The organism is Diaphorobacter limosus (genome assembly GCF_033100095.1).
Lineage (GTDB): Bacteria > Pseudomonadota > Gammaproteobacteria > Burkholderiales > Burkholderiaceae_C > Alicycliphilus > Alicycliphilus limosus.
Window position 1 is genome coordinate 3,234,618 of the sequence record NZ_CP136921.1, and the last position, 18,692, is coordinate 3,253,309.

The 18,692-nt window shown below is 65.7% G+C and carries 17 protein-coding genes and 9 pseudogenes; 16 read left to right on the top strand and 10 right to left on the bottom strand.

Features of this window, described 5'->3' with window-relative positions; genetic code table 11:
- Positions 1-249 precede the first annotated feature (249 nt).
- Both nirB and P4826_RS15495 read left to right on the top strand, forming a co-directional pair.
- Complete coding sequence (gene nirB / locus P4826_RS15490; protein WP_317701269.1) at positions 250-2,622, top strand: nitrite reductase large subunit NirB; 2,373 nt, start codon at positions 250-252, stop codon at positions 2,620-2,622.
- 19 nt (positions 2,623-2,641) lie between these two features.
- On the top strand, positions 2,642-3,361 hold the full coding sequence (locus tag P4826_RS15495; RefSeq protein ID WP_279860607.1) for an IS6 family transposase: 720 nt from the start codon (positions 2,642-2,644) through the stop codon (positions 3,359-3,361).
- A 55-nt stretch (positions 3,362-3,416) separates the two neighbouring features.
- Here the strand turns inward: P4826_RS15495 and P4826_RS15500 are convergent.
- Together P4826_RS15500 and P4826_RS15505 are read right to left on the bottom strand one after the other, a co-directional pair.
- A pseudogene (locus tag P4826_RS15500) lies at positions 3,417-4,484 on the bottom strand (transposase); the annotation flags it as partial.
- A 108-nt stretch (positions 4,485-4,592) separates the two neighbouring features.
- Positions 4,593-4,910, bottom strand: a pseudogene (locus P4826_RS15505) (dihydrolipoyl dehydrogenase); the annotation flags it as partial.
- On the opposite strand from P4826_RS15505, the pseudogene P4826_RS15510 reads away from it, so the two are divergent.
- Positions 4,902-5,006: pseudogene (locus P4826_RS15510) on the top strand (ornithine carbamoyltransferase); the annotation flags it as partial. The pseudogenes P4826_RS15505 and P4826_RS15510 overlap by 9 nt on opposite strands.
- Before the next feature lie 181 nt (positions 5,007-5,187).
- Here the strand turns inward: P4826_RS15510 and P4826_RS15515 are convergent.
- The 7 genes from P4826_RS15515 to P4826_RS15545 are packed head-to-tail and all read right to left on the bottom strand — an operon-like array spanning position 5,188 to position 10,146.
- On the bottom strand, positions 5,188-5,862 hold the full coding sequence (locus P4826_RS15515; protein ID WP_180551339.1) for a hypothetical protein: 675 nt from the start codon (positions 5,860-5,862) through the stop codon (positions 5,188-5,190).
- Complete coding sequence (locus P4826_RS15520; protein ID WP_180551338.1) at positions 5,862-6,407, bottom strand: GTP-binding protein; 546 nt, start codon at positions 6,405-6,407, stop codon at positions 5,862-5,864. The genes P4826_RS15515 and P4826_RS15520 overlap by 1 nt, the downstream gene beginning before the upstream one ends.
- Before the next feature lie 12 nt (positions 6,408-6,419).
- Positions 6,420-7,946 carry a hypothetical protein gene (locus P4826_RS15525; protein WP_317701270.1) on the bottom strand — a complete coding sequence of 509 codons (1,527 nt, stop codon included), beginning with the start codon at positions 7,944-7,946 and terminating at the stop codon, positions 6,420-6,422.
- Entirely contained in the window at positions 7,943-8,530 is a 588-nt protein-coding gene (locus tag P4826_RS15530) for a hypothetical protein (protein WP_317701271.1), read from the bottom strand. The genes P4826_RS15525 and P4826_RS15530 overlap by 4 nt, the downstream gene beginning before the upstream one ends.
- Positions 8,530-9,279 (bottom strand): phosphate/phosphite/phosphonate ABC transporter substrate-binding protein, encoded by a 750-nt coding sequence (locus P4826_RS15535; protein ID WP_180551334.1) that lies wholly within the window; start codon positions 9,277-9,279, stop codon positions 8,530-8,532. The genes P4826_RS15530 and P4826_RS15535 overlap by 1 nt, the downstream gene beginning before the upstream one ends.
- Positions 9,279-9,770, bottom strand: a complete 492-nt coding sequence (locus tag P4826_RS15540; protein ID WP_317701272.1) for a PAS domain-containing protein — start codon at positions 9,768-9,770, stop codon at positions 9,279-9,281. Before P4826_RS15540 ends, P4826_RS15535 begins: the two co-directional genes overlap by 1 nt.
- Positions 9,771-9,783: 13 nt before the next feature.
- Entirely contained in the window at positions 9,784-10,146 is a 363-nt protein-coding gene (locus tag P4826_RS15545; RefSeq protein WP_111868878.1) for a roadblock/LC7 domain-containing protein, read from the bottom strand.
- Positions 10,147-10,351: 205 nt separating this feature from the next.
- Here P4826_RS15545 and P4826_RS15550 point away from each other — a divergent pair.
- Both P4826_RS15550 and P4826_RS15555 read left to right on the top strand, forming a co-directional pair.
- A pseudogene (locus P4826_RS15550) lies at positions 10,352-10,576 on the top strand (YkgJ family cysteine cluster protein); the annotation flags it as partial.
- Positions 10,577-10,615: 39 nt separating this feature from the next.
- A pseudogene (locus P4826_RS15555) lies at positions 10,616-10,891 on the top strand (nitric-oxide reductase large subunit); the annotation flags it as partial.
- 185 nt (positions 10,892-11,076) lie between these two features.
- Here P4826_RS15555 and P4826_RS15560 read toward each other — a convergent pair.
- A pseudogene (locus P4826_RS15560) lies at positions 11,077-12,621 on the bottom strand (transposase).
- Between the two features lie 235 nt (positions 12,622-12,856).
- Between P4826_RS15560 and P4826_RS15565 the strand changes: the two are divergent.
- From P4826_RS15565 to P4826_RS15615, 11 genes and pseudogenes are all read left to right on the top strand, one after another.
- Positions 12,857-12,976 (top strand): annotated as a pseudogene (locus tag P4826_RS15565) (formate/nitrite transporter family protein); the annotation flags it as partial.
- Between the two features lie 104 nt (positions 12,977-13,080).
- A pseudogene (glyQ, locus tag P4826_RS15570) lies at positions 13,081-14,018 on the top strand (glycine--tRNA ligase subunit alpha).
- 139 nt (positions 14,019-14,157) lie between these two features.
- Positions 14,158-14,586 (top strand): annotated as a pseudogene (locus P4826_RS15575) (glycine--tRNA ligase subunit beta); the annotation flags it as partial.
- 77 nt (positions 14,587-14,663) lie between these two features.
- On the top strand, positions 14,664-15,437 hold the full coding sequence (locus P4826_RS15580; RefSeq protein WP_317701273.1) for an alpha/beta hydrolase: 774 nt from the start codon (positions 14,664-14,666) through the stop codon (positions 15,435-15,437).
- A 10-nt stretch (positions 15,438-15,447) separates the two neighbouring features.
- Positions 15,448-15,855: a cupin domain-containing protein gene (locus P4826_RS15585; RefSeq protein ID WP_317701274.1), complete on the top strand. Its 408-nt coding sequence runs from the start codon at positions 15,448-15,450 to the stop codon at positions 15,853-15,855.
- A 119-nt stretch (positions 15,856-15,974) separates the two neighbouring features.
- Positions 15,975-16,271, top strand: a complete 297-nt coding sequence (locus P4826_RS15590) for a type II toxin-antitoxin system MqsR family toxin (RefSeq protein WP_317701275.1) — start codon at positions 15,975-15,977, stop codon at positions 16,269-16,271.
- 2 nt (positions 16,272-16,273) lie between these two features.
- The gene (locus tag P4826_RS15595; protein WP_317701276.1) at positions 16,274-16,672 is read left to right on the top strand and encodes a type II toxin-antitoxin system MqsA family antitoxin; all 399 of its coding nucleotides are present in this window, start codon (positions 16,274-16,276) and stop codon (positions 16,670-16,672) included.
- 4 nt (positions 16,673-16,676) lie between these two features.
- A complete protein-coding gene (locus tag P4826_RS15600) occupies positions 16,677-16,829 on the top strand; it encodes a GSU2403 family nucleotidyltransferase fold protein (RefSeq protein WP_317701277.1) in 153 nt (50 codons plus the stop codon).
- Between the two features lie 346 nt (positions 16,830-17,175).
- Positions 17,176-17,976: an Lcl C-terminal domain-containing protein gene (locus P4826_RS15605; RefSeq protein ID WP_317701278.1), complete on the top strand. Its 801-nt coding sequence runs from the start codon at positions 17,176-17,178 to the stop codon at positions 17,974-17,976.
- Between the two features lie 24 nt (positions 17,977-18,000).
- Positions 18,001-18,417: a four helix bundle protein gene (locus tag P4826_RS15610; protein ID WP_317701279.1), complete on the top strand. Its 417-nt coding sequence runs from the start codon at positions 18,001-18,003 to the stop codon at positions 18,415-18,417.
- Between the two features lie 70 nt (positions 18,418-18,487).
- Positions 18,488-18,688: an Lcl domain-containing protein gene (locus P4826_RS15615; protein ID WP_317701280.1), complete on the top strand. Its 201-nt coding sequence runs from the start codon at positions 18,488-18,490 to the stop codon at positions 18,686-18,688.
- Positions 18,689-18,692: the final 4 nt, after the last annotated feature.

Here is an 18,692-nt window from a genome sequence, read left to right on the forward strand (position 1 = left end):
AAGACCCCGGGCGAGCGCGCGCCGCAGGCATGGCCTGCATGGACGCTTCGCCGCCAACGGCCTTTTTTGGTGCGCCGCACCAGGGCCTTGCACCAAGACCCGGCAAAACACCGTAGCCGCTGGCCATTGCCCCCTGTGCCCGCGTTGGCACGGTCGTTGCATTGAACCCTGCGTGGCCGATGGCGGCCATGGGCCATATGCGGCATGACTGCCCGCTGGCCGGATCCACACGCAAGGCAAGGGGGAGCCATGGAAAAAATGAAACTGGTGTTGGTGGGCAACGGCATGGCGGGGGTGCGCGCGCTCGAAGAGCTGCTCAAGATCGCGCCCGACCTGTACGACATCACCATCTTCGGCGCCGAGCCGCACCCCAACTACAACCGCATCCTGCTCTCGCCGGTGCTCGCCGGCGAGCAAACGCTGGAGCAAATCGTGCTCAACGACTGGGCCTGGTACCAGGAGCACGGCATCACCGTACACGCCGGCTGCACCGTGAACGAAGTGAACCGCGCGCGGCGCACCGTGCACGCCAGCGGCAAAGACGGCCAGGCCATCAGCGTGCCGTATGACCGGCTGATCCTGGCCACGGGCTCCAACCCCTTCATGCTGCCCATCCCCGGCAAGGATTTGGACGGCGTGCTGGCCTACCGCGACATTGCCGACACCCAGGCCATGATTGACGCGGCCACGCAGTACCGCCACGCCGTGGTCATTGGCGGCGGCCTCTTGGGCCTGGAGGCGGCCAACGGCCTGATGAAGCGCGGCATGCAGGTGACCGTGGTGCACGCCAGCGAATGGCTGATGGAACGCCAGCTCGACCCCGTGGCCGGGCAGATGCTGCAAAAGGCGCTGCAAGAGCGCGGCATGCAGTTTTTGATGCAGGCGCAGACGCAAGAGCTGCTGGGCAATGCCGACGGCCGCGTGTGTGCTATTCGGTTCAAGGACGGCAGCGAGATCCCCGCCGACCTGGTCGTCATGGCCGTGGGCATACGCCCCAACACCGCCTTGGCCGAATCCATGCGCCTGCATGTGAATCGCGGCATCGTGGTGAACGACACCATGCAGACCACCACCGACGCGCGCATCTACGCCGTGGGCGAATGCGCCGCGCACCGGGGCACGGCCTATGGGCTGGTGGCACCGCTGTTCGAGCAGGGCAAGGTACTGGCCAACCACCTGGCCGAGTTCGGCATAGGCCGCTACCTGGGCTCGCAGACCTCGACCAAGCTCAAGGTCACGGGCATAGACCTGTTCTCGGCCGGCGACTTCATGGGTGGCGCGGGCACCGAAGAAATCGTCATGAGCGACCCCGGCGCCGGGCAGTACAAAAAGCTGGTGCTCAAGGACGACAAGCTGGTCGGCGCCTGCCTGTACGGCAACACCGTCGATGGCAGCTGGTACTTCAAGCTGCTGCGCGAGGGCCGCAGCGTGGCCGAGCTGCGCGCCAGCCTGATGTTTGGCGAAAGCAACCTGGGCGACGGCGGTCACGCCGGCCAGAACCAGGCCGCCGCCATGCCCGACGAGGCCGAGGTCTGCGGCTGCAACGGCGTGACCAAGGGCACCATCTGCAAGGCCATCAAGGAAAAAGGCCTGTTCACCGTCGACGAGGTGCGCAAGCACACCAAGGCCAGCGCCAGCTGCGGCTCGTGCACCGGCCTGGTCGAGCAGATTTTGATGGCCACCGTGGGCGGCGCCTACGCCGCCGCCAGCGCCGCCAAGCCGGTGTGCAGTTGCACCGAGCACGGCCACCAGGCGCTGCGCGACGCCATCCGCGCCAATCACCTCATCAGCAAGGAAGAAGTCTTTGCCTTCATGGAGTGGAAGACGCCCGACGGCTGCCCCAGCTGCCGCCCGGCCATCAACTACTACCTGATCAGCACCTGGCCCAAAGAGGCGCTGGACGACCCGCAAAGCCGCGCCATCAACGAGCGCAGCCACGCCAACATCCAAAAAGACGGCACCTACAGCGTGGTGCCGCGCATGTGGGGCGGCGAGACCAGCGCGGCCGAGCTGCGCCGCATTGCCGACGTGGTGGACAAATACAAAATCCCCGGCGTCAAGGTCACGGGCGGGCAGCGCATAGACCTCTTGGGCGTGAAGAAGGAAGACCTGCAGGGCGTGTGGAACGACATCGCCATGCCCTGCGGCCACGCCTACGGCAAGAGCCTGCGCACGGTGAAAACCTGCGTGGGCAGCGAATGGTGCCGCTTTGGCACGCAGGACAGCAGCCAACTCGGGCGCGACCTGGAGCGCGCGCTCTGGCGCATGTACGCGCCGCACAAGGTCAAGCTGGCGGTCAGCGGCTGCCCGCGCAACTGCGCCGAGAGCGGCATCAAGGACGTCGGGATCATCGGCGTGGATTCGGGCTGGGAGATCCACATCGCCGGCAACGGCGGCATCAAGACCGAGGTGGCGCACTTCTTCACCAAGGTGAAAACCGCCGAGGAGGTGATGGAGGTCAGCGGCGCCTTCCTGCAGCTCTACCGCGAAGAAGGCTGGTACCTGGAGCGCACCACCCACTACGTGGCGCGCGTCGGCCTGGAGCATGTGAAGAAAAAGGTGCTGGAAGACGAGGCCAACCGCCAGGTCCTGTGGGCGCGCCTGCAGGTTGTGTCGCAATAAGCGGAACGGCTAGGATTTGATGATGCAAGCGTTGTCATTCCAGCTCCAGAATTCGGTCCTGCGTGGGGTCCTCAAACGGCTGCACTATCCGCTGGAAGTGATGCTGGTGTGCGTTCGCTGGTACGCGGCCTACCCGTTGAGCCTGCGCAACCTGGAAGAGATGATGGCTGAACGCGGCATCCAGGTCGATCACGCCACGGTTCACCGCTGGGCACTGAAGATGTTGCCGGTGCTGGCCAAGGTGTTTCGCCGGCGCCAGCGTCCGGTGGGGCGCTCCTGGCGAGTCGATGAAACGTATATCCAGGTCGGCGGTCAGTGGAAGTATCTATACCGCGCCGTCGACAAGCTCGGGTACACCGTGGACTTCTTGCTCACCGCTCGGCGCGATGTAGCGGCGGCCCGCCGATTCTTCGAGCGTGCCATTGACTTGCATGACGTCCCCGAAAAGATCACGATTGACAAGAGCGGCGCCAACACCGCAGCTGTGCGAGGCTTGATCGCCGACAGCGGCGTGGCAATTGAACTGCGCCAGTCGAAGTACCTCAACAACATCGTCGAGCAGGACCACCGGGCGATCAAGCGACGAACCCGACCGATGATGGGGTTCAAGTCTTTCTGGTCCGCCAGACGCATCATCGCCGGCATCGAGACCATGCACATGATCAAGAAAGGGCAGCAGCGCTGCCCGAGTGGCAACACCATGTCCGCCGCCGACCAGTTTTACAGCTTGGCTCATTGAAACCGATCGACATCAACGGCCATTTGCCGCCTCGGCGCCGCTATTGCGACACAACCGGCGGGGGTACCAGGGCGGCAATGCGGTCGATGAGTTCCAGCGGTGTGAGGTGCAGCTCGTCTGCCTTGGCACCGCGTCTGTCAGCGTAGAAGTCGCTGCGGGGTTCGCTGTGCTGCTTGCCGCAGCGGTAGATCAACTCGCTGCCGGCCTTGCGCAGGCGCTCCATGGCAAAGGGTGGACGGGCGCAATAGCGCAGCAGACGCTCCAGCGCAGCGCGGTCGTGGGCTTCGATGCAGACACCGGCGTCGACCGAGAAGCCGCTGTGTTTGTAGCCCTGCATGTCTTTGGCGTCACTGCTCTCCAGCAGGCCCCGTGCAACGAAGGCGCGCAGGATGCGTTTTTGCAGGGTGGTCTGCACTTGGGCCACGGTCGCCGCATCGATGCCGCTGGCCGGGTGGAATACGACACCTGGCGCAGAGGCTTGCATTGGGGCATCAGCGCTGCCCTCACCCTCCACTTCCTCAAACACCCCGTCCACCACGCAGACGTGGAAATGGACGTGTTCGTTCAGGCTGGAGCCGAACCTGTGAATGAAGGCCACTGCGCCGATGTGCAGGTTCGCCTTGTCTGCATTGGCCGCGCCAGGGCAATGGGCTTGCAGGCTTTGTGCAATGACACGCAGGAAGATGCGCAGCACCATATTGAGCGTGGCACTGTCGCGCTGCATGTAGTACCGCAGCCGTTTGGGCACGGAGAGCACCCACTGGCGCACCGGCAGGCGGGGGAAGACGTGGTCGCTCAGGTGTGCCGCCGTCTCCACCATCCGCCGGGTGGTGCACGAGGGGCAGACTCCCCGGCCTTTGCAGGAGAAGGCTACAAAGTAGTCGTGCCCACAGTCGCCGCAGCGAGCGCGGGCAAAGCCATGGGCAAAGATGCCGCACTCAAGATACTTGGCAAACGCTTTGCGCACGAAGGGCTTGGGGGTGTGGTGGTCGCCCTGGCCGTCGAACTGACCCGCGCTGGCCAACTCTAGCCAGGTCTCGTAGTGCTCGGCTACCGTTTGGTAGAGCAGCGTGCGTTCGGGGTGGCGTGGGTTGTAGAGCTTGGGCTTGGTAGTGGCTGACATGAATACTGTACAACTGCACAGTATTCTGCGGCGATTGTTTGGGTACGCAAAGCACAAGGCCCGAACCGTCGCCAGTTCGGGCCTTGTCAGGGTAGCTTGGCTGCGGACTTACTTGCGCGCAGGCGGCACATCCGTGCAGCTGCCATGCGCCACTTCCGCCGCCATGCCAATGGATTCGCCAAGGGTTGGATGCGGGTGGATGGTCTTGCCGATGTCGACAGCGTCCGCACCCATCTCGATGGCCAGGGCGATCTCGCCGATCATGTCGCCCGCATGCGTGCCGACCATGCCGCCGCCCAGGATCTTGCCGTGGCCATGGGCCTCGGGCGAATCATCAAACAGGAGCTTGGTGAAGCCTTCGTCACGCCCGTTGGCAATGGCGCGGCCCGAGGCGGCCCAGGGGAACAGGCCCTTCTTGACCCTGATGACGGCCCGCAGTCGGTGGTGTGGGACGAGGCAGAAAATCGAATGCACGTGCAGAAGGCACTCATGGAGTACCTGCTGCTGGGCCGGCTGGCCTGACACGGTAATCGTGGGCGCGGGCTGGCCCGAGATGGACGCCGCCTCGCCGGCTTGCCGCACGCGGCCCACTCCTATACTCCCCGTATAGGCCGCCGATAGCGCCCGACAGACGGGCGCTGGCGACCGATACTCCCCCATCATCAGAGTGAGATAGGCCGCGCACCGCCCACGGCAGCGGCGCTTACATCGACAGAATCTGGCTGGCGATCGACGTGGTCTCGCGCACCGCAAACTTGGTGCCCGCGGTGCGGATGCCCCAGATCAGCTCGACCAGGGCGCGGTTGTTGAGCAGCGGCTCACCGCCCAGGATCAGCCAGTAGCCGGTGCCATCCACCCAGAACAGCATCAGCGTGGTGGTGGGCAGCAGCATGTCGATGCCTTCGTGGAACGACACGGCGCGGCCGGTGCCCGTCCAGCCGCGCTGCTTCTGGCGCTTGGCGAAGTCGAAGAAATCGGCTGCCACCACGCACAGGGTTTCGGCCTCTTCCTCCGAATAGCCCACGCGCGCCAGGCAGAAGCCTTCGTCCGAGGCCAGCGCCGCCGTGCGCGTGCCCGACAGCCCGGCAATGGCATGCGGCAGGTAGTTGTCGAGCCGCACGTCGGGTGCGCGCAGCTCGCGCTGCACCTCGTGCACCCAGCCTTCGTACAGCGCGCGCGCCAGCACGGTGCGGTGCTCGGGCGCCAGTTCCAGCCAGGCGCTGCGGCGCAGCGAGGCGCCGCGCGGCATCAGGGTCTGCAGGATGGCGCTGGTCTCGTCCGGCACGCGCTCGCCGTAGGCGTGCAGCGCACCGGCGGGCGTGAGCACCAGGTACGGGTCGTCCGCGGGGGCGTCGGCGCTGACAGGGGTTTCGTTCATCACTCTTCCGCGTTGTTGAACGGATCGATGCCGTAGATCAGCGCCTTGACCAGCGTCGCCATGTGGGCGCGGCTGCGCGCGTCGGTGTCCATGGCCGTCGGCGGCAAGCCCATGGCCACCAGCTCGCGCGACACCATCTGCCGCGTCTGCCAGCCGCCCTGGTCGGAATGCGTGATGCCGACCACCAGCGAGGTGCGGTCGATGAAGTCGCGGAACTCGGTCACGTAGGTGCGCAGGTCGGCCACCGGGTCGGGCGAGTTGCCGCGCAGCATCAGCACCAGGCCGAGCGCGTTCTCGGTCAGGATGTCCCACATGAAGTCAAAGCGCTTCTGCCCCGGTGTGCCGTACAGCCGCACCTGGTCGCCGCTGGCGAGCTTCATGAGGCCGTAGTCCATCGCCACCGTGGTGGTCTTCTTGAGGGTCTTCACGTCGTCCGAGGCGTTGGCCTCGGTGCGTACCACCTCGATGTCCGACAGGGATTGGATGGCCGTGGTCTTGCCCGCCCCCACGGGGCCGGCGAACACGAGCTTGTAGATACTGGCCATGGCGTCAAAAAATTAGAACAGCTTGTCCATCAGCGATTTGAAGAAGCCGCGCCGCGCCGCCACCTCGGGCTTGCGCGCCGCCGCGGCCACCGGCGCCTGGGCCTGCGCCGCGCGCGGCGGCGCCACGGCGCCGGCCGCCACCGGCCCGCCCGGAATCACCTTGGCCAGGCCCGACACCACGCACAGCACCACGAAGCGCAGCACGTCCTGCTCGTGCTTCGGAAACGCGCGCAGCAGCTCCGAGATCGACTGCGGCATGCGGGCACAGATGGCGGCCAGCTGCACGTCCAGCGGGCCGACGCCGGCCAGCATCGGAAAGTTGGGAAAGCGCCGCAGCTGGAACGTCAGGTCGCCCTGGCGCTGCAGCTTCATGTCGCGCATCACGTCGCTCACCAGCTCCCAGGTAATCACGTCCAGCGGCTTCTGCGCGCGGTGGAACTTGCCGTCGAAGCGCTGGCGCACCGTCTCCTCGACGTGGTCGGGGTCGAGCGGTTCGGCGCGGACGCTCTCCACCAGCCTGGGCGTGCGCAGCAGCTTCGGCAGGGCCGACACCCGCAGCCCGGAGGCCAGCCAGCCGGCGCGCGTGTGGGTGACGAAGGCCGCATCGGTGCCGATGCGCAGCAGCATCGGGCCGTCGTGACCAATGATTTTTTCGGTCAAGCCGATCAGCGGCTGGTCGCGCAGCAGCGGAAACACCTGCAGCAGCGCCGCCAGCGCACCCTTGCCCAGGCCGACCGCGTCGGTGGCCATGCGCGTGGCCGGCGGCGCCAGGGAGACGGAAGATGCTTGCGCCTTCGGCAGCGGCATCGGCGCCGAGGCACGTGCACGCATGGGTGCCGGCTCGGGAGCCGGCGTGGGTGGCGGCGCGACGGGCGCTGCCGGGCGGCGTGCCGGCGGGTTGGCCAGCACCGCCTCGGTCACGGCAGCGCGGGCCGCCGGCCGCGCGCTGACCACCGGCGCCGCCTTGCGCTTGAGCTGGTCGGCCAGTTCCATGGCGCGGCGCCAGGCCGGCACGGCCGCGGGCTCGGCTTCGGCCACCGCCGCGGGCAGCGCGGGCTCGACGTCGAGCGACACCACCGGCCGCGCCCTGCCCGGCATGGCGGCGGGCGCAGCGGCCACGGCGGCGGCCGCCGGCGGCACCATGCGTTCGGCAGCTTCCTTGACTTTCTTGATCGCGTCACGCAGGCCGGCACTGGTGTAGGGCATGCCGACCCAGCCGATGTGCTGGCCCTTGGCCAGCGGCAGCTTGGCCTCCAGCCAGCCCCCGCCGTCGCCCCCGGTCAGCAGCACGGCCGGCCGGCCGGCCATCACTTCCATCAGGCGCGTGGCGTTGGCCGGCGAATACTTGCGCATGCCCAGGCCGAACAGATCCAGCACGCAGGCTTCGCAGCTGCGGGCGGCGGCGTGCTGCTCGGGGATGGCCAGCGGCAGCTCGCGCTTGAGCGTGATGCAACGGTGGTCGCGCCAGTTCATGCCGATCATGATCTCGACGGCAGCGGCCTCATGATCGGTCAGGCCCATCAGGAGGATGTTCTTCATGCTTGGATCACTCCGTTCTGCAAAGCCAGCGACACGGCTTCCCATTGTGGCGACAGTGCCCGGCCTTCGCGTGTGAGCGCGCGGCGCACCAGCATGAAGCCCAGCGAATCGCCGGCGCCCTCGCAGTGCGCGAGAAAGTCCTGCTCGGCCTGCGCGTCGCCCGCCAGCAGCGCCGGCAGCGCCTCGGCGGCGATGCGGCGCGAATCGTCGACGCTGCACAGCAGCGCCCGCCGCGGCACGTCCAGCGAGGGCGCGACCAGCACGCTCCAGCGCGTGGCCCAGACACTGGCGGCGGGCAGCTTGCGGCCGCTGGCAGCCTGCGCCTGCAGGCCCTGCAGCACGAACGGCGCCAGCCGCGGCTGAATGTCGGCACGCGCCAGCAGGGCCTGAAAGCGCGCCGCATCGGGCGCGCAGCCATGCAGCCAGTCGGCCAGGGCGCCCTGCAGCGGCTCGGCGCCCTCCAGGCCCAGTGCGGCGTTCACCCGCTGCTCGTGCAGCGCCAGGTCGGCGGGCGCATTCAGCACCCGGCGACCTGCCTGGCGGAACTGCTGCCTGGCGGACAGGCCGTGCTGGGCGTTGCGCATCAATCGAGCAGCGTGTCCATCAGGTCGATCATGAACTCGGCGTCTTCCTGCGTCATCGGCTCGAAGCCGCCGGCGATGCCCAGCTCGTCCAGCACCGGCTGGCCGTCGGGCGTGCCCGTCAGGCCGACCAGCGCCTCTTTCACGCGCTCGGCGTCGGCGCCGACCTTGGCGCTGGTGAGCAGCACATGCGTGATGTCGGCCAGCTTGCTTTCCATCAGCGCCTTCAGTTGCGACTTGGTCAGCTTCGACAGCGAGTGGTAGGCCTCGGCCAGGAAGAAGCTGGCGTCGACCTCGCCCTTGATGGCCATGCGCGCGGCGGCCTGGTAGGTGTCCACCATCTGCCACTGGATGTCGGCCTCGGTCAGGTCGGCCGGCTCCAGCAGGCGCAGGCCGATCAGCTTGACGTCCTTGTTGTCGGTCAGCGCGATCTTGCAGCCGGGCTGCAGGTCTTCCACCGTGTTGGCGGCCGAGCCGGCGGCCGTGGCAATCACCATCTCGTCCGACTTGCCCACCGGCCGTGCGATGGCCTGGTAGCCGGCGTCGCGGATCATCGACGCCGCGTCGAACGGGTTGGCATACACCGCATCCACCTTGCCCTCGGCGATCAGCTGCGCCTGTTCGGCGGCCGATGCGGGCGTCAGCAGGTGCAGTTGCAGGCCGGAGCGCTTCTGCAGCAGCGTGTTCAGCATGTGCCAGCCGGCAAAGCGCTCGGGCGCGAAGTCGGGGGCAATCAGCAAATTCAAGGTCATCAGGTGCTCCCTTCGGCAGCTTTCCACTCTTTGTAGACGGCCGACAGTTCTTCGATCTTCTTGCGTGACGGCTTGCGGCGCACCGAGGTGTAGCCCACGGTCTGGCCGTTGCGGATGTTGGGCACGGCGGTGGCGTACACCCAGTAGTGCGAGCCGTCCTTGCGCAGGTTCTTCACGTAGCCGTGCCACTTCTTGCCGGCCTTCATGGTGTCCCACAGGTCCTTGAAGGTGGCGCGCGGCATGTCGGGGTGGCGCAGGACGGCGTGCGGCTGGCCGATCAGTTCCTCACGGGTGTAGCCCGAGAGTTCGATGAAGGCGTCGTTGGCGTGCGTGAGGACGCCGTTGAGGTCGGTGCGCGAGATGATCAGGCGACCTTCGGGGTAGGGAATCTCGCGCTCGCTCACCTGCACCGTGCGGCTGGTGCCGTCGTGGTAGGTGTGCTGGCGCGCCTGGTCCGCATCCGCGGCGGGCTGCATCGGGGGGAAAGCCATGGCGAAACCCTCCTCAGATCAGCTTGGACAGCGCCTCGGCGGCGCGTTTGATGTCCAGGAACAGCAGGCCCAGCTTGGCGTTCTGCTTGGCCAGCACCGTCAGCACGGCTTCGGTGCCCGACGAACTCATGATCACGTAGCCGCGCTCGCCCTGCAGCAGCACGCGCTCCAGCGTGCCGCGGGCCAGTTCGCGCACTGCGCGGTCGCCCAGCGACAGCAGCGCGGCGGACATGGCGCCCACGCGGTCTTCGTCCATGCCGGCCGGCAGGGCCGAGGCGATCATCAGACCGTCGGTGGAAATCAGGGCCGATGCCTCAACGTCGGCAGACGAACCTTTGAGCTCTTCCAGCACCTGCTGGAACATGTCAGTACGCATAATTTCTTCCTTTGTCGGTGGTAGCCCGCTTCGCCAAGTGGCCGCGGCATGCAAATTAGAATGCAAAACCACACCGATGACCATAGTTCCCGGAATACAGACCCGTGCAGGCGCCACTTATTTCGCGGTCGAATATCACACCGGTGTGCATACCCCCGGGAACTAAGAACCTAAGTATTCATTCAAGAGCTTTGCCATGAAAAACATGGCAGCGAATCTCAGCCCCTGCGAGCGCTGCGGCGCCTGCTGCGCCACCTTCCGGGTGGATTTCTCGATCATGGAAACACAGGCGGGAGGCGGCGCGGTGCCCAATGGCCTGGCGCTGCCCGTCGCCGCCCGCACCTGCCGCCTGCGCGGCACCGACCACCTGCCGCCGCGCTGCGCGGCGCTGTCGGGCTGCGTGGGCGAGCGCGTGGCCTGCAGCATCTATACGGATAGGAAATTCAACCGCATGAGGACGACGGATAGCGAGAACATGGTCTGGTCCATCATGAGCATCATCATCATGATGGCCGGCGTGGGCTTTCTGGTCTGGGGCTGGGCCTTCCTGCGCGACCATGACGAGCAGGATCCGGTGCCGCCCAAGCATGACCCCCTGACCCGCGTGGCGCTCACCCCGTCGCAGCGCGCCCTGGGCAAGTATTTGTTCCTGGTGGTGGCGCTGTTCTGCGCCCAGGTCTTCCTGGGCGGCTTTACCGCCCACTACACGGTGGAAGGTCAGGAGTTCTACGGCATCGATGTCACGGATAGGAAATTCAACCGCATGAGGCCAAGTATGGCGCGAGTTTTGGGCCTCGAAACACGTTCGGCCAAGGAAGGTTGAGCGCTCGCTTGCCGCTCAATGGCAAGAGCTTGGGAGGCAGTATGCATTTGGGCCTGGCGCGCGCGCAGCTGCTTCCCCGCAGCGATGGATACCGCCGCTTCACTGGGTCACCAATTGACGCGCTGGTCTACCTCGTCGGGTTGAGCTGCCAGATCCCAATCCGGCTCGCCTTGCGCACCATCATCCACCGGCGCGTCGCAGCCCTCCCACAGCGGTGGCCCGCGTGCCGGGGTGATGTGCGGGGGCAGACTCCACCCCGATGTGGTTCAGGATGTGGCGGATTTCGGCGCTGTGGGTGATGAAGGCAATGATGCGCATCTGCCCACCGCACATGGGGCACAGCAGCGGAAATGCCTCGTAGATGCGGGCAATCAGCACCGCCCACAAGTAATGCGCCGCTCGCTTCGGGCGTGCTTCAGGTTCGGGTGTGGGTGTGGCCGCGTTGCCCGGCGCCGCCACCCCAGGTACGCCCGCGCCAGGTTGTGCAGTCTCCACCGTGGCTGGTTGCGACGCAGCAGGCTGAGCCAGCGCCGTTACCGCCGCTCTCAGCGGCGAGTTTGGTGCCAGCACACCAAAGTAGCGGTGCCGGTGGGTGCGTGGCGGTGGCACCAGCGCGGCGATGCGGTCGATCAGTTCCAGCGGTGTGAGGTGCAGCTCATCTGCCTTGCCACCACGCTGTCACTGGTGGGCTCGCTGCGCTGTTTGGCACAGCGGTACACCAGTTTGCTTCCCTCTTTGCGTAGGCGCTCCATGGAAAACGGTGGACGCGCGCAATAGCGCAGCAGCCGCTCCAGCGCAGCGCGGTCGTGGGCTTCGATGCAGACACCGGCGTCCACCGAGAAGCCGCTGTGTTTGTAGCCCAGCATGTCTTTGGCGTCACAGTTCTCCAGCAGGCCCCGAGCAACGAAGGCGCGCAGGATGCGTTTTTGCAGGGTGGTCTGCACTTGGGCCACGGTCGCCGCATCGATGCCGCTGGCCGCGTGAAAGATGACACCCGGCGATGAGATTCGAGGGGTCGCATCAGCATCGCCCTCGCCCTCCACTTCCTCAAACACCCCGTCCACCACACAGACGTGGAAGTGGACGTGTTCGTTCAGGCTGGAGCCGAACCTGTGAATGAAGGCCACTGCGCCGATGTGCAGGTTCGCCTTGTCTGCATTGGCCGCGCCAGGGCAATGGGCTTGCAGGCTTTGTGCAATGACACGCAGGAAGATGCGCAGCACCATATTGAGCGTGGCACTGTCGCGCTGCATGTAGTACCGCAGCCGTTTGGGCACGGAGAGCACCCACTGGCGCACCGGCAGGCGGGGGAAGACGTGGTCGCTCAGGTGTGCCGCCGTCTCCACCATGCGCCGTGTGGTGCACGAGGGGCAGACACCACGGCCTTTGCAGGAAAAAGCCACGAAGTAGTTGTGCCCGCAGTCGCCGCAGCGAGCGCGGGCAAAGCCATGGGCAAAGATGCCGCACTCCAGATATTTTGCAAACGCCTTGCACACATAGGGCTTGGGTGTGTGGTGATCGCCCTGGCCGTCGAACTGACCCGCGCTGGCCAACTCTAGCCAGGTCTCGTAGTGCTCGGCTACCGTTTGGTACAGCAGCGTGCGTTCGGGGTGGCGCGGGCTGTAGAGCTTGGGGTTTGCAGTGGTTTGCATGAATACTGTACAAATGCACAGTATTCTGCGGCGATTGCTTGGGCACGCAAAGCACAAGGCCCGAACCGTTGCCGGTTCGGGCCTTGTCTGGGCAGTTTGAAGGCGGGTCTATTTGCGCGCAGGCGGCACATCGGTACAGCTGCCATGCGCCACCTCTGCGGCCATGCCGATGCTCTCACCCAGCGTGGGGTGCGGGTGGATGGTCTTGCCGATGTCCACCGCATCAGCTCCCATCTATCTTGTCTGGAACGAAATCCCGGTGGTGCTGGGCAATCTGGTGGGTGGCCTGGCCTTCACCGGCCTGACGCTCTACACCACGCATGCGCGTACCGCGCCGCAGCGGGCGCTGGGCTGAGCCGCTGGAGGAAAGGCCGGGGGGAAGGCCAGCGCTGTTGCAGCGCCTAAAATGACCGGTTCGCGTGCGCCCGGCCGCACGCCCTTACCGAATCGCCCCCAGCCATGCTCACCTTCCAACAAATCATCCTCAAACTGCAAACCTACTGGGCCGACCAGGGTTGCGCGCTTTGCAGCCCTACGACATGGAAGTCGGCGCCGGTACGTCGCATACAGCTACTTTTTTAAGAGCATTGGGGCCAGAGCCCTGGAAAGCCGCCTACGTGCAGCCCAGCCGCCGGCCCAAGGACGGGCGCTATGGCGACAACCCCAATCGCTTGCAGCACTATTACCAGTACCAGGTGGTGCTTAAGCCCGCGCCGGCCAACATCCTGGAGCTGTACCTGGGCTCGCTCGAAGCGCTGGGCTTTGACCTGAAGAAGAACGACATCCGCTTCGTCGAGGACGACTGGGAGAACCCCACGCTGGGCGCCTGGGGCCTGGGCTGGGAGGTGTGGTTGAACGGCATGGAGGTGACGCAGTTCACCTATTTCCAGCAGGTCGCCGGCATCGACTGCAAGCCCGCCACGGGCGAGATCACCTACGGCCTGGAGCGCCTGGCCATGTACCTGCAGGGCGTGGACAACGTCTACAACCTGACCTGGACGGATGGCCTGACCTATGGCGACGTCTACCACCAGAACGAGGTCGAGCAGTCCACCTACAACTTCGAGCATTCGGATGCCGAGTTTTTGTTCACCGCCTTTGGCGCGCATGAAAAGCAGGCCCAGCATTTGATGGGCGAGCAGCTGGCGCTGCCGGCCTACGAGCAGGTGCTTAAGGCCGCGCACACCTTCAATCTGCTGGATGCACGCGGTGCGATCAGCGTTACCGAGCGCGCCGCCTACATTGGCCGCATCCGCAACCTGGCGCGCGCCGTGGGCAAGAGTTACCTGGACAGCCGCGCGCGCCTGGGTTTCCCCATGGCGCCCAAGGCGCATGCCGATGAGGTGCTGGCGGAGCTGGCCAAGGCGGCCGAGCAGCAGCAGAAAAAAGCGGCTTGAGGAGCAACCACACTCCCTCTCCCCCTTGGGGGAGAGGGCAGGGGTGAGGGGGTGCCAGGGCCCAGCGCCCAGCCCGAGCCCACCCTCACCCCCACCCTCTCCCGCCAGCGGGAGAGGGAGTCAGACAAGATCACACACCATGACCCATTCAAACCTTCTTGTTGAACTCTTCGTCGAAGAACTGCCTCCGAAGGCCCTGCAAAAGCTCGGCGACGCCTTTGCCGGCGTGCTGCGCGAGCAGCTTGCCACCCAGGGCCTGTGCGCGGCCGACGCGCCGCTCACCGCCTACGCCTCGCCGCGCCGCCTGGCCGCGCATATCGGCAACGTGCTGGACCAGGCGCCCGACAAGGCCGTGTCGCAAAAGCTCATGCCCGTGGCCGTGGGTCTGGGCAGCGATGGCTTGCCCACACCGGCGCTGCTCAAGAAACTGGCCGCGCTGGGCGCCGACGCCTCGGTCGTGGCGGGTCTCAAGCGCGTGCATGACGGTAAGGCCGAGCTGCTGTTCTACGAGAGCCAGGCACGCGGCGCCACGCTGGCCCAGGGCCTGCAAAAAGCGCTGGACGAAGCCAGGCACGCGGCGCCACGCTGGCCCACCGCACCGAGCAGAGCAAACTGCCCGCCTACCTGGCCGCGCTGCGCGCGGGCGTGCAAGCACAGCGCCTGCTGGATGCGGGGCGCACGCCCGCTGAGCTCGATGCCGCGCTCAAGAGCGAACCGACGCTGCCCCATGCGCGCTTTGACACGGCATACCGCTCGATCGCCGGGAGCCTGGCCGCCACCATCGTTGCCCAGCAAGACCCGAGGTATCTCGGGCGCTCGAAACCGCTGGCGCTGGACAATGACGATTCGGTCTGGAACGCCGTGGTCTGCAACGATGAAGCGTTGCCGCACAAGGACTTGTCCTATTGGGTGGATGCCGGCTTTGCGCTGGCGCGCCAACTGCCCTTCGTCTCCACCCGCAACGTTGCCAGTCAACCCTGCCTGCACTGGCAAGAGCGCGCCAGCTACACCAAGCCCGCGCTCACCCGCCTGAAGGACGTGCCGCTGATGATGCTGCAATCGGCGTATGACGTGCCCACGCCCGCCGCCGGCGCGCAGCGTACCTTCGAGCAACTGCCCGCCGCGCGCATGGTGCACGTGCAGGATGAAGGCGGCCATGGCCTGCTGTTCTATGGCACCGACTGCGTCGAGCTCAACGTCTGGGGCCATCTGCTGGGCCAGCCACCCGCCGCGCGCGAGACCACCTGCGCGGGCAAGGCGCTGCCGCTGGAGGACGGAGACACCGGAGCAGCCCAAAAGGCGGCACCGGTTTCCAATTTCACCGACCCGGTGCTGGCCGAGCGCCTGATCCGCACCATGCGCCGTGCGATCGACGGGCCGATGGATGCCGCCGCCGGGGCAAACACAAGTGCTTGGTGAGCCCGCCGCGATGACCGCCTTCGCACACCGCCACCTGCCCCAAGCGCCCGACGTACTCGCGCCCGACGGCTCTGAGGTTCGCATCCTGCTGGCCTTCGAGCAGCAAGGCTCGATGGCGCACTTTCGCCTGCCCGCAGGGGCTGTGGCCAAGGCGGTAGTGCACGCCAGCGTGCAAGAGCTGTGGTACGTGCTTGAAGGGCGCGGGCAGATGTGGCGCCGCCAGGGCGAAGGCGAGCATGCGCGCGAAGAGGTGCTGGCGCTTGAACCCGGCCTGTGCCTGTCGATACCCGTGGGCACGCGCTTTCAGTTTCGCGCGGCGCTTGACGCGCCCCTGAGCGCGGTGGCCATCACCCTGCCGCCCTGGCCCGGGGCGGATGAGGCGCAGTTCGTGCAGGGGCCGTGGGTGGCCAGTGTTTGATTGAAAGCCGAGGTATTGGGCGCGTGCCCTTCTCTTGCGACTTGAAAACGATGCGCACACGGGCTGTGAGGACGACTAACCTGTTTGCCAAATAAAACCATTTTGGTTAAAATTGATCCATGGAAAAGGGGACGCCTCATTGCAAGCTGACCATCGTCAAAACCTTGGTTGAAGCAGGCAAGGTGCGTACCACGCACACGGCGCGCAATGGCGCGAACGAGTTGGGGTTTTCCTATACCGAAATGCTGAGCGTGGTGCTCGCGCTGACGCAGGCAGACTTTTACAAGAGCATGACAACCCATGCCGATCACACGATCTGGCAGGACGTGTATCGACCGAACACGCGGGCGGGCGACGTGTACCTGAAGCTGACGGTCGTTGAAGACGTCCTGATCGTGTCTTTCAAGGAGCTATGACCATGAAATGTCCTGTCTGCGGCGGTGCCGAACTGATCCACGACACCCGCGACCTGCCCTATACCTACAAGGGTGAGACCACTACGATTGCGGCGGTGACGGGCGACTTCTGCCCTGCCTGCGCCGAGTCCATTTTGGATGATGCCGAATCCCGGCGTGTGATGCGCGAGATGCGCGTCTTTTCCAAACAGATCAACGCAGCCATCGTCGATCCGGCTTTCATCGTGGACGTGCGCAAGAAGCTCGACCTGGACCAGCGTGAAGCGGCCGAAATTTTTGGCGGCGGCGTCAATGCCTTCTCGCGCTACGAGACTGGCAAGACCAAACCGCCCCTGGCCTTGGTCAAATTGTTCAGGCTGCTGGATCGCCACCCAGACCTGCTGAGCGAAGTCCGATCCTGAGACGGTGGAGCCCTCCAGCTTCGTCGCCTTCAAGCATTGGCTGGCGGCCCAGGCGCCCCACCGCACCGCACCCAAACGCCGCCGCGATCAGCGACAAGCCGAAATCGTGCAGGCCCTGCTCGATGAAAAAATGCTGTTTGCCAAGGACGATGGTTGATGACTTGTCAACGCTCTGCCAAAGAGCCAAGGAGTTGCGAAAAGCAAGCGTGCCGAGCCGAGGGATAACCCGGAAAACCAGGCGGAAAAAATTGCTTACACTCGGGCGACCGTGCGCTTGCCGGGAGGGCTGCGCACCAGCATTGCAAAAAACAACAAGGCCATGCCGAACTTTTACGCCAATTGCAACCTAACTGCCGAGCCGAGCCGAGCCGAGCCGAGCCGAGCCGAGCCGAGCCGCTTTAGCGCCTCTTTTTCTCCATTCGCCTTTTGAAGCGCCGTCCAGGCCTGCCTGGACGGCGCTTTTTTGCGTCTTGTTTTCTGACACCCACCCAAGGACACTTGGCATGATCTCTACCGCAACTCCAGACTTTCGCCCTCTCGCGCTCCTGCCTTGGCTGGCCCTGGCCCTGTGCTCCGCCCCCGCCACGCAGGCGCAAACCCGCCCCCTGAACGACACCGGCATCACCTGGAGCGGCCACGCCACCAGTGGCAACGCCACCACCTGCGACAGCGGCCACCCCGCCGGGCAAGACTGCCACTACGGGCGTGATAAGGCCGCAGCCGATGGTGCGCTGACTAAAGTGGGCGCCAGCACCCCGAACAACGGCGTGGCCAATGGTTTTGACTACACCAAGATCGCCAACAACGGCAGCGTGCTGCCCGCCAATGCCGCCTTGGGCAGCAGCCCCGGCGACTGGGCCTGCACCCGCGACAACGTCACCGGCCTGATCTGGGAGGTCAAGACCACCAGCGGCCTGCGCAGCCAAGCCCACACCTATTCTTGGTACATGACGGGCAGCCCCGATGGCAACGCCGGAACCGCCAGCGGTGGCACTTGCGAGACCGAAGGCCGCTGCGACACCGAAAAATACGTGGCCGACGTGAACGCCACCAACCTGTGCGGCCACACCGACTGGCGCATGCCCACCGTCAAGGAGCTCGAAGGCATTGCCGACCTGGGGCGTAGCAACCCGGCCATCGACCCCACTTATTTCCCGAATACACCGTCTTCGTACGTCTGGTCGGGTTCGCCCAATGCCGGTTATTCGAGCTACGCGTGGAACGTGAATTTCGGCTATGGCAACGCCAACGACGGCCTCCGCAGCAGCAGCAGCCGCGTTCGCTTGGTGCGCGCGGGACAGTGATTTTGCTTTTTCCCCTGTCTGCCCATGAACCACCCCAGTGCACGCGGCCCGCGCTACCGGCAATTGCCGCTGTGGCGCGACGCGCAGCGCCTGCTGCTGCAGGTGGAGCTGGCCGTGCGCGACTTTGCCCGCTACCACAAATACACCCTGGGCAGCGAGCTGCGCCAGCAGGCCATGGCCATTTGCCGTTTGGTGGCGCGTGCGGCCCAGCAGGGCGATGTGCAGCGCCGCGTGGTGGTGTTGGAGCGCCTGGTGTGGGGGCTGGAAGACTTCAAGATACGCCTGCAACTGGCCAAAGAGTTGCAGGCCTTTGCCTCATTCGCCCAGTTTCAAGCCTTGGCAGAACTTGCCGTGGCGCTGGGCAAACAGAGCGGGGGGTGGTGCAAAAAGGCGCGGTCCGTAGCGGCGCAGGCATCCCGCCAGGGAGCCGGCGCCGCGTGAACCGACATCACTGTGCGCCCACCCCGCCGTGCCAAGGTAACGAACCCGTGCAGGGCAAGCCTTGGCCGGCATGGCAGCGTCCACCAGCCTACCTTGGGGATGGCCGGTGGGCAAACAAGTGGGTGGGTCATCGTCTTCGAACGTCTGGTCGGGTTCGCCCAATGCCAACAATTCGAACAACGCGTGGAACGTGAATTTCAACAATGGCAACGCCAACAACGACAACCGCAGCAACAACAACCACGTTCGCTTGGTGCGCGCGGGAGAGTGATGCG

What these genes read in the sequence shown, in the direction of transcription:
- nirB (WP_317701269.1), top strand. Translation starts at nt 250, where the DNA reads ATGGAAAAAATGAAACTGGTGTTGGTGGGCAACGGCATGGCGGGGGTG.
- P4826_RS15495 (WP_279860607.1), top strand. Translation starts at nt 2,642, where the DNA reads ATGATGCAAGCGTTGTCATTCCAGCTCCAGAATTCGGTCCTGCGTGGG.
- P4826_RS15515 (WP_180551339.1), bottom strand. Translation starts at nt 5,862, where the DNA reads ATGAACGAAACCCCTGTCAGCGCCGACGCCCCCGCGGACGACCCGTAC.
- P4826_RS15520 (WP_180551338.1), bottom strand. Translation starts at nt 6,407, where the DNA reads ATGGCCAGTATCTACAAGCTCGTGTTCGCCGGCCCCGTGGGGGCGGGC.
- P4826_RS15525 (WP_317701270.1), bottom strand. Translation starts at nt 7,946, where the DNA reads ATGAAGAACATCCTCCTGATGGGCCTGACCGATCATGAGGCCGCTGCC.
- P4826_RS15530 (WP_317701271.1), bottom strand. Translation starts at nt 8,530, where the DNA reads ATGCGCAACGCCCAGCACGGCCTGTCCGCCAGGCAGCAGTTCCGCCAG.
- P4826_RS15535 (WP_180551334.1), bottom strand. Translation starts at nt 9,279, where the DNA reads ATGACCTTGAATTTGCTGATTGCCCCCGACTTCGCGCCCGAGCGCTTT.
- P4826_RS15540 (WP_317701272.1), bottom strand. Translation starts at nt 9,770, where the DNA reads ATGGCTTTCCCCCCGATGCAGCCCGCCGCGGATGCGGACCAGGCGCGC.
- P4826_RS15545 (WP_111868878.1), bottom strand. Translation starts at nt 10,146, where the DNA reads ATGCGTACTGACATGTTCCAGCAGGTGCTGGAAGAGCTCAAAGGTTCG.
- P4826_RS15585 (WP_317701274.1), top strand. Translation starts at nt 15,448, where the DNA reads ATGACCGCCTTCGCACACCGCCACCTGCCCCAAGCGCCCGACGTACTC.
- P4826_RS15590 (WP_317701275.1), top strand. Translation starts at nt 15,975, where the DNA reads ATGGAAAAGGGGACGCCTCATTGCAAGCTGACCATCGTCAAAACCTTG.
- P4826_RS15595 (WP_317701276.1), top strand. Translation starts at nt 16,274, where the DNA reads ATGAAATGTCCTGTCTGCGGCGGTGCCGAACTGATCCACGACACCCGC.
- P4826_RS15605 (WP_317701278.1), top strand. Translation starts at nt 17,176, where the DNA reads ATGATCTCTACCGCAACTCCAGACTTTCGCCCTCTCGCGCTCCTGCCT.
- P4826_RS15610 (WP_317701279.1), top strand. Translation starts at nt 18,001, where the DNA reads ATGAACCACCCCAGTGCACGCGGCCCGCGCTACCGGCAATTGCCGCTG.
- P4826_RS15615 (WP_317701280.1), top strand. Translation starts at nt 18,488, where the DNA reads ATGGCAGCGTCCACCAGCCTACCTTGGGGATGGCCGGTGGGCAAACAA.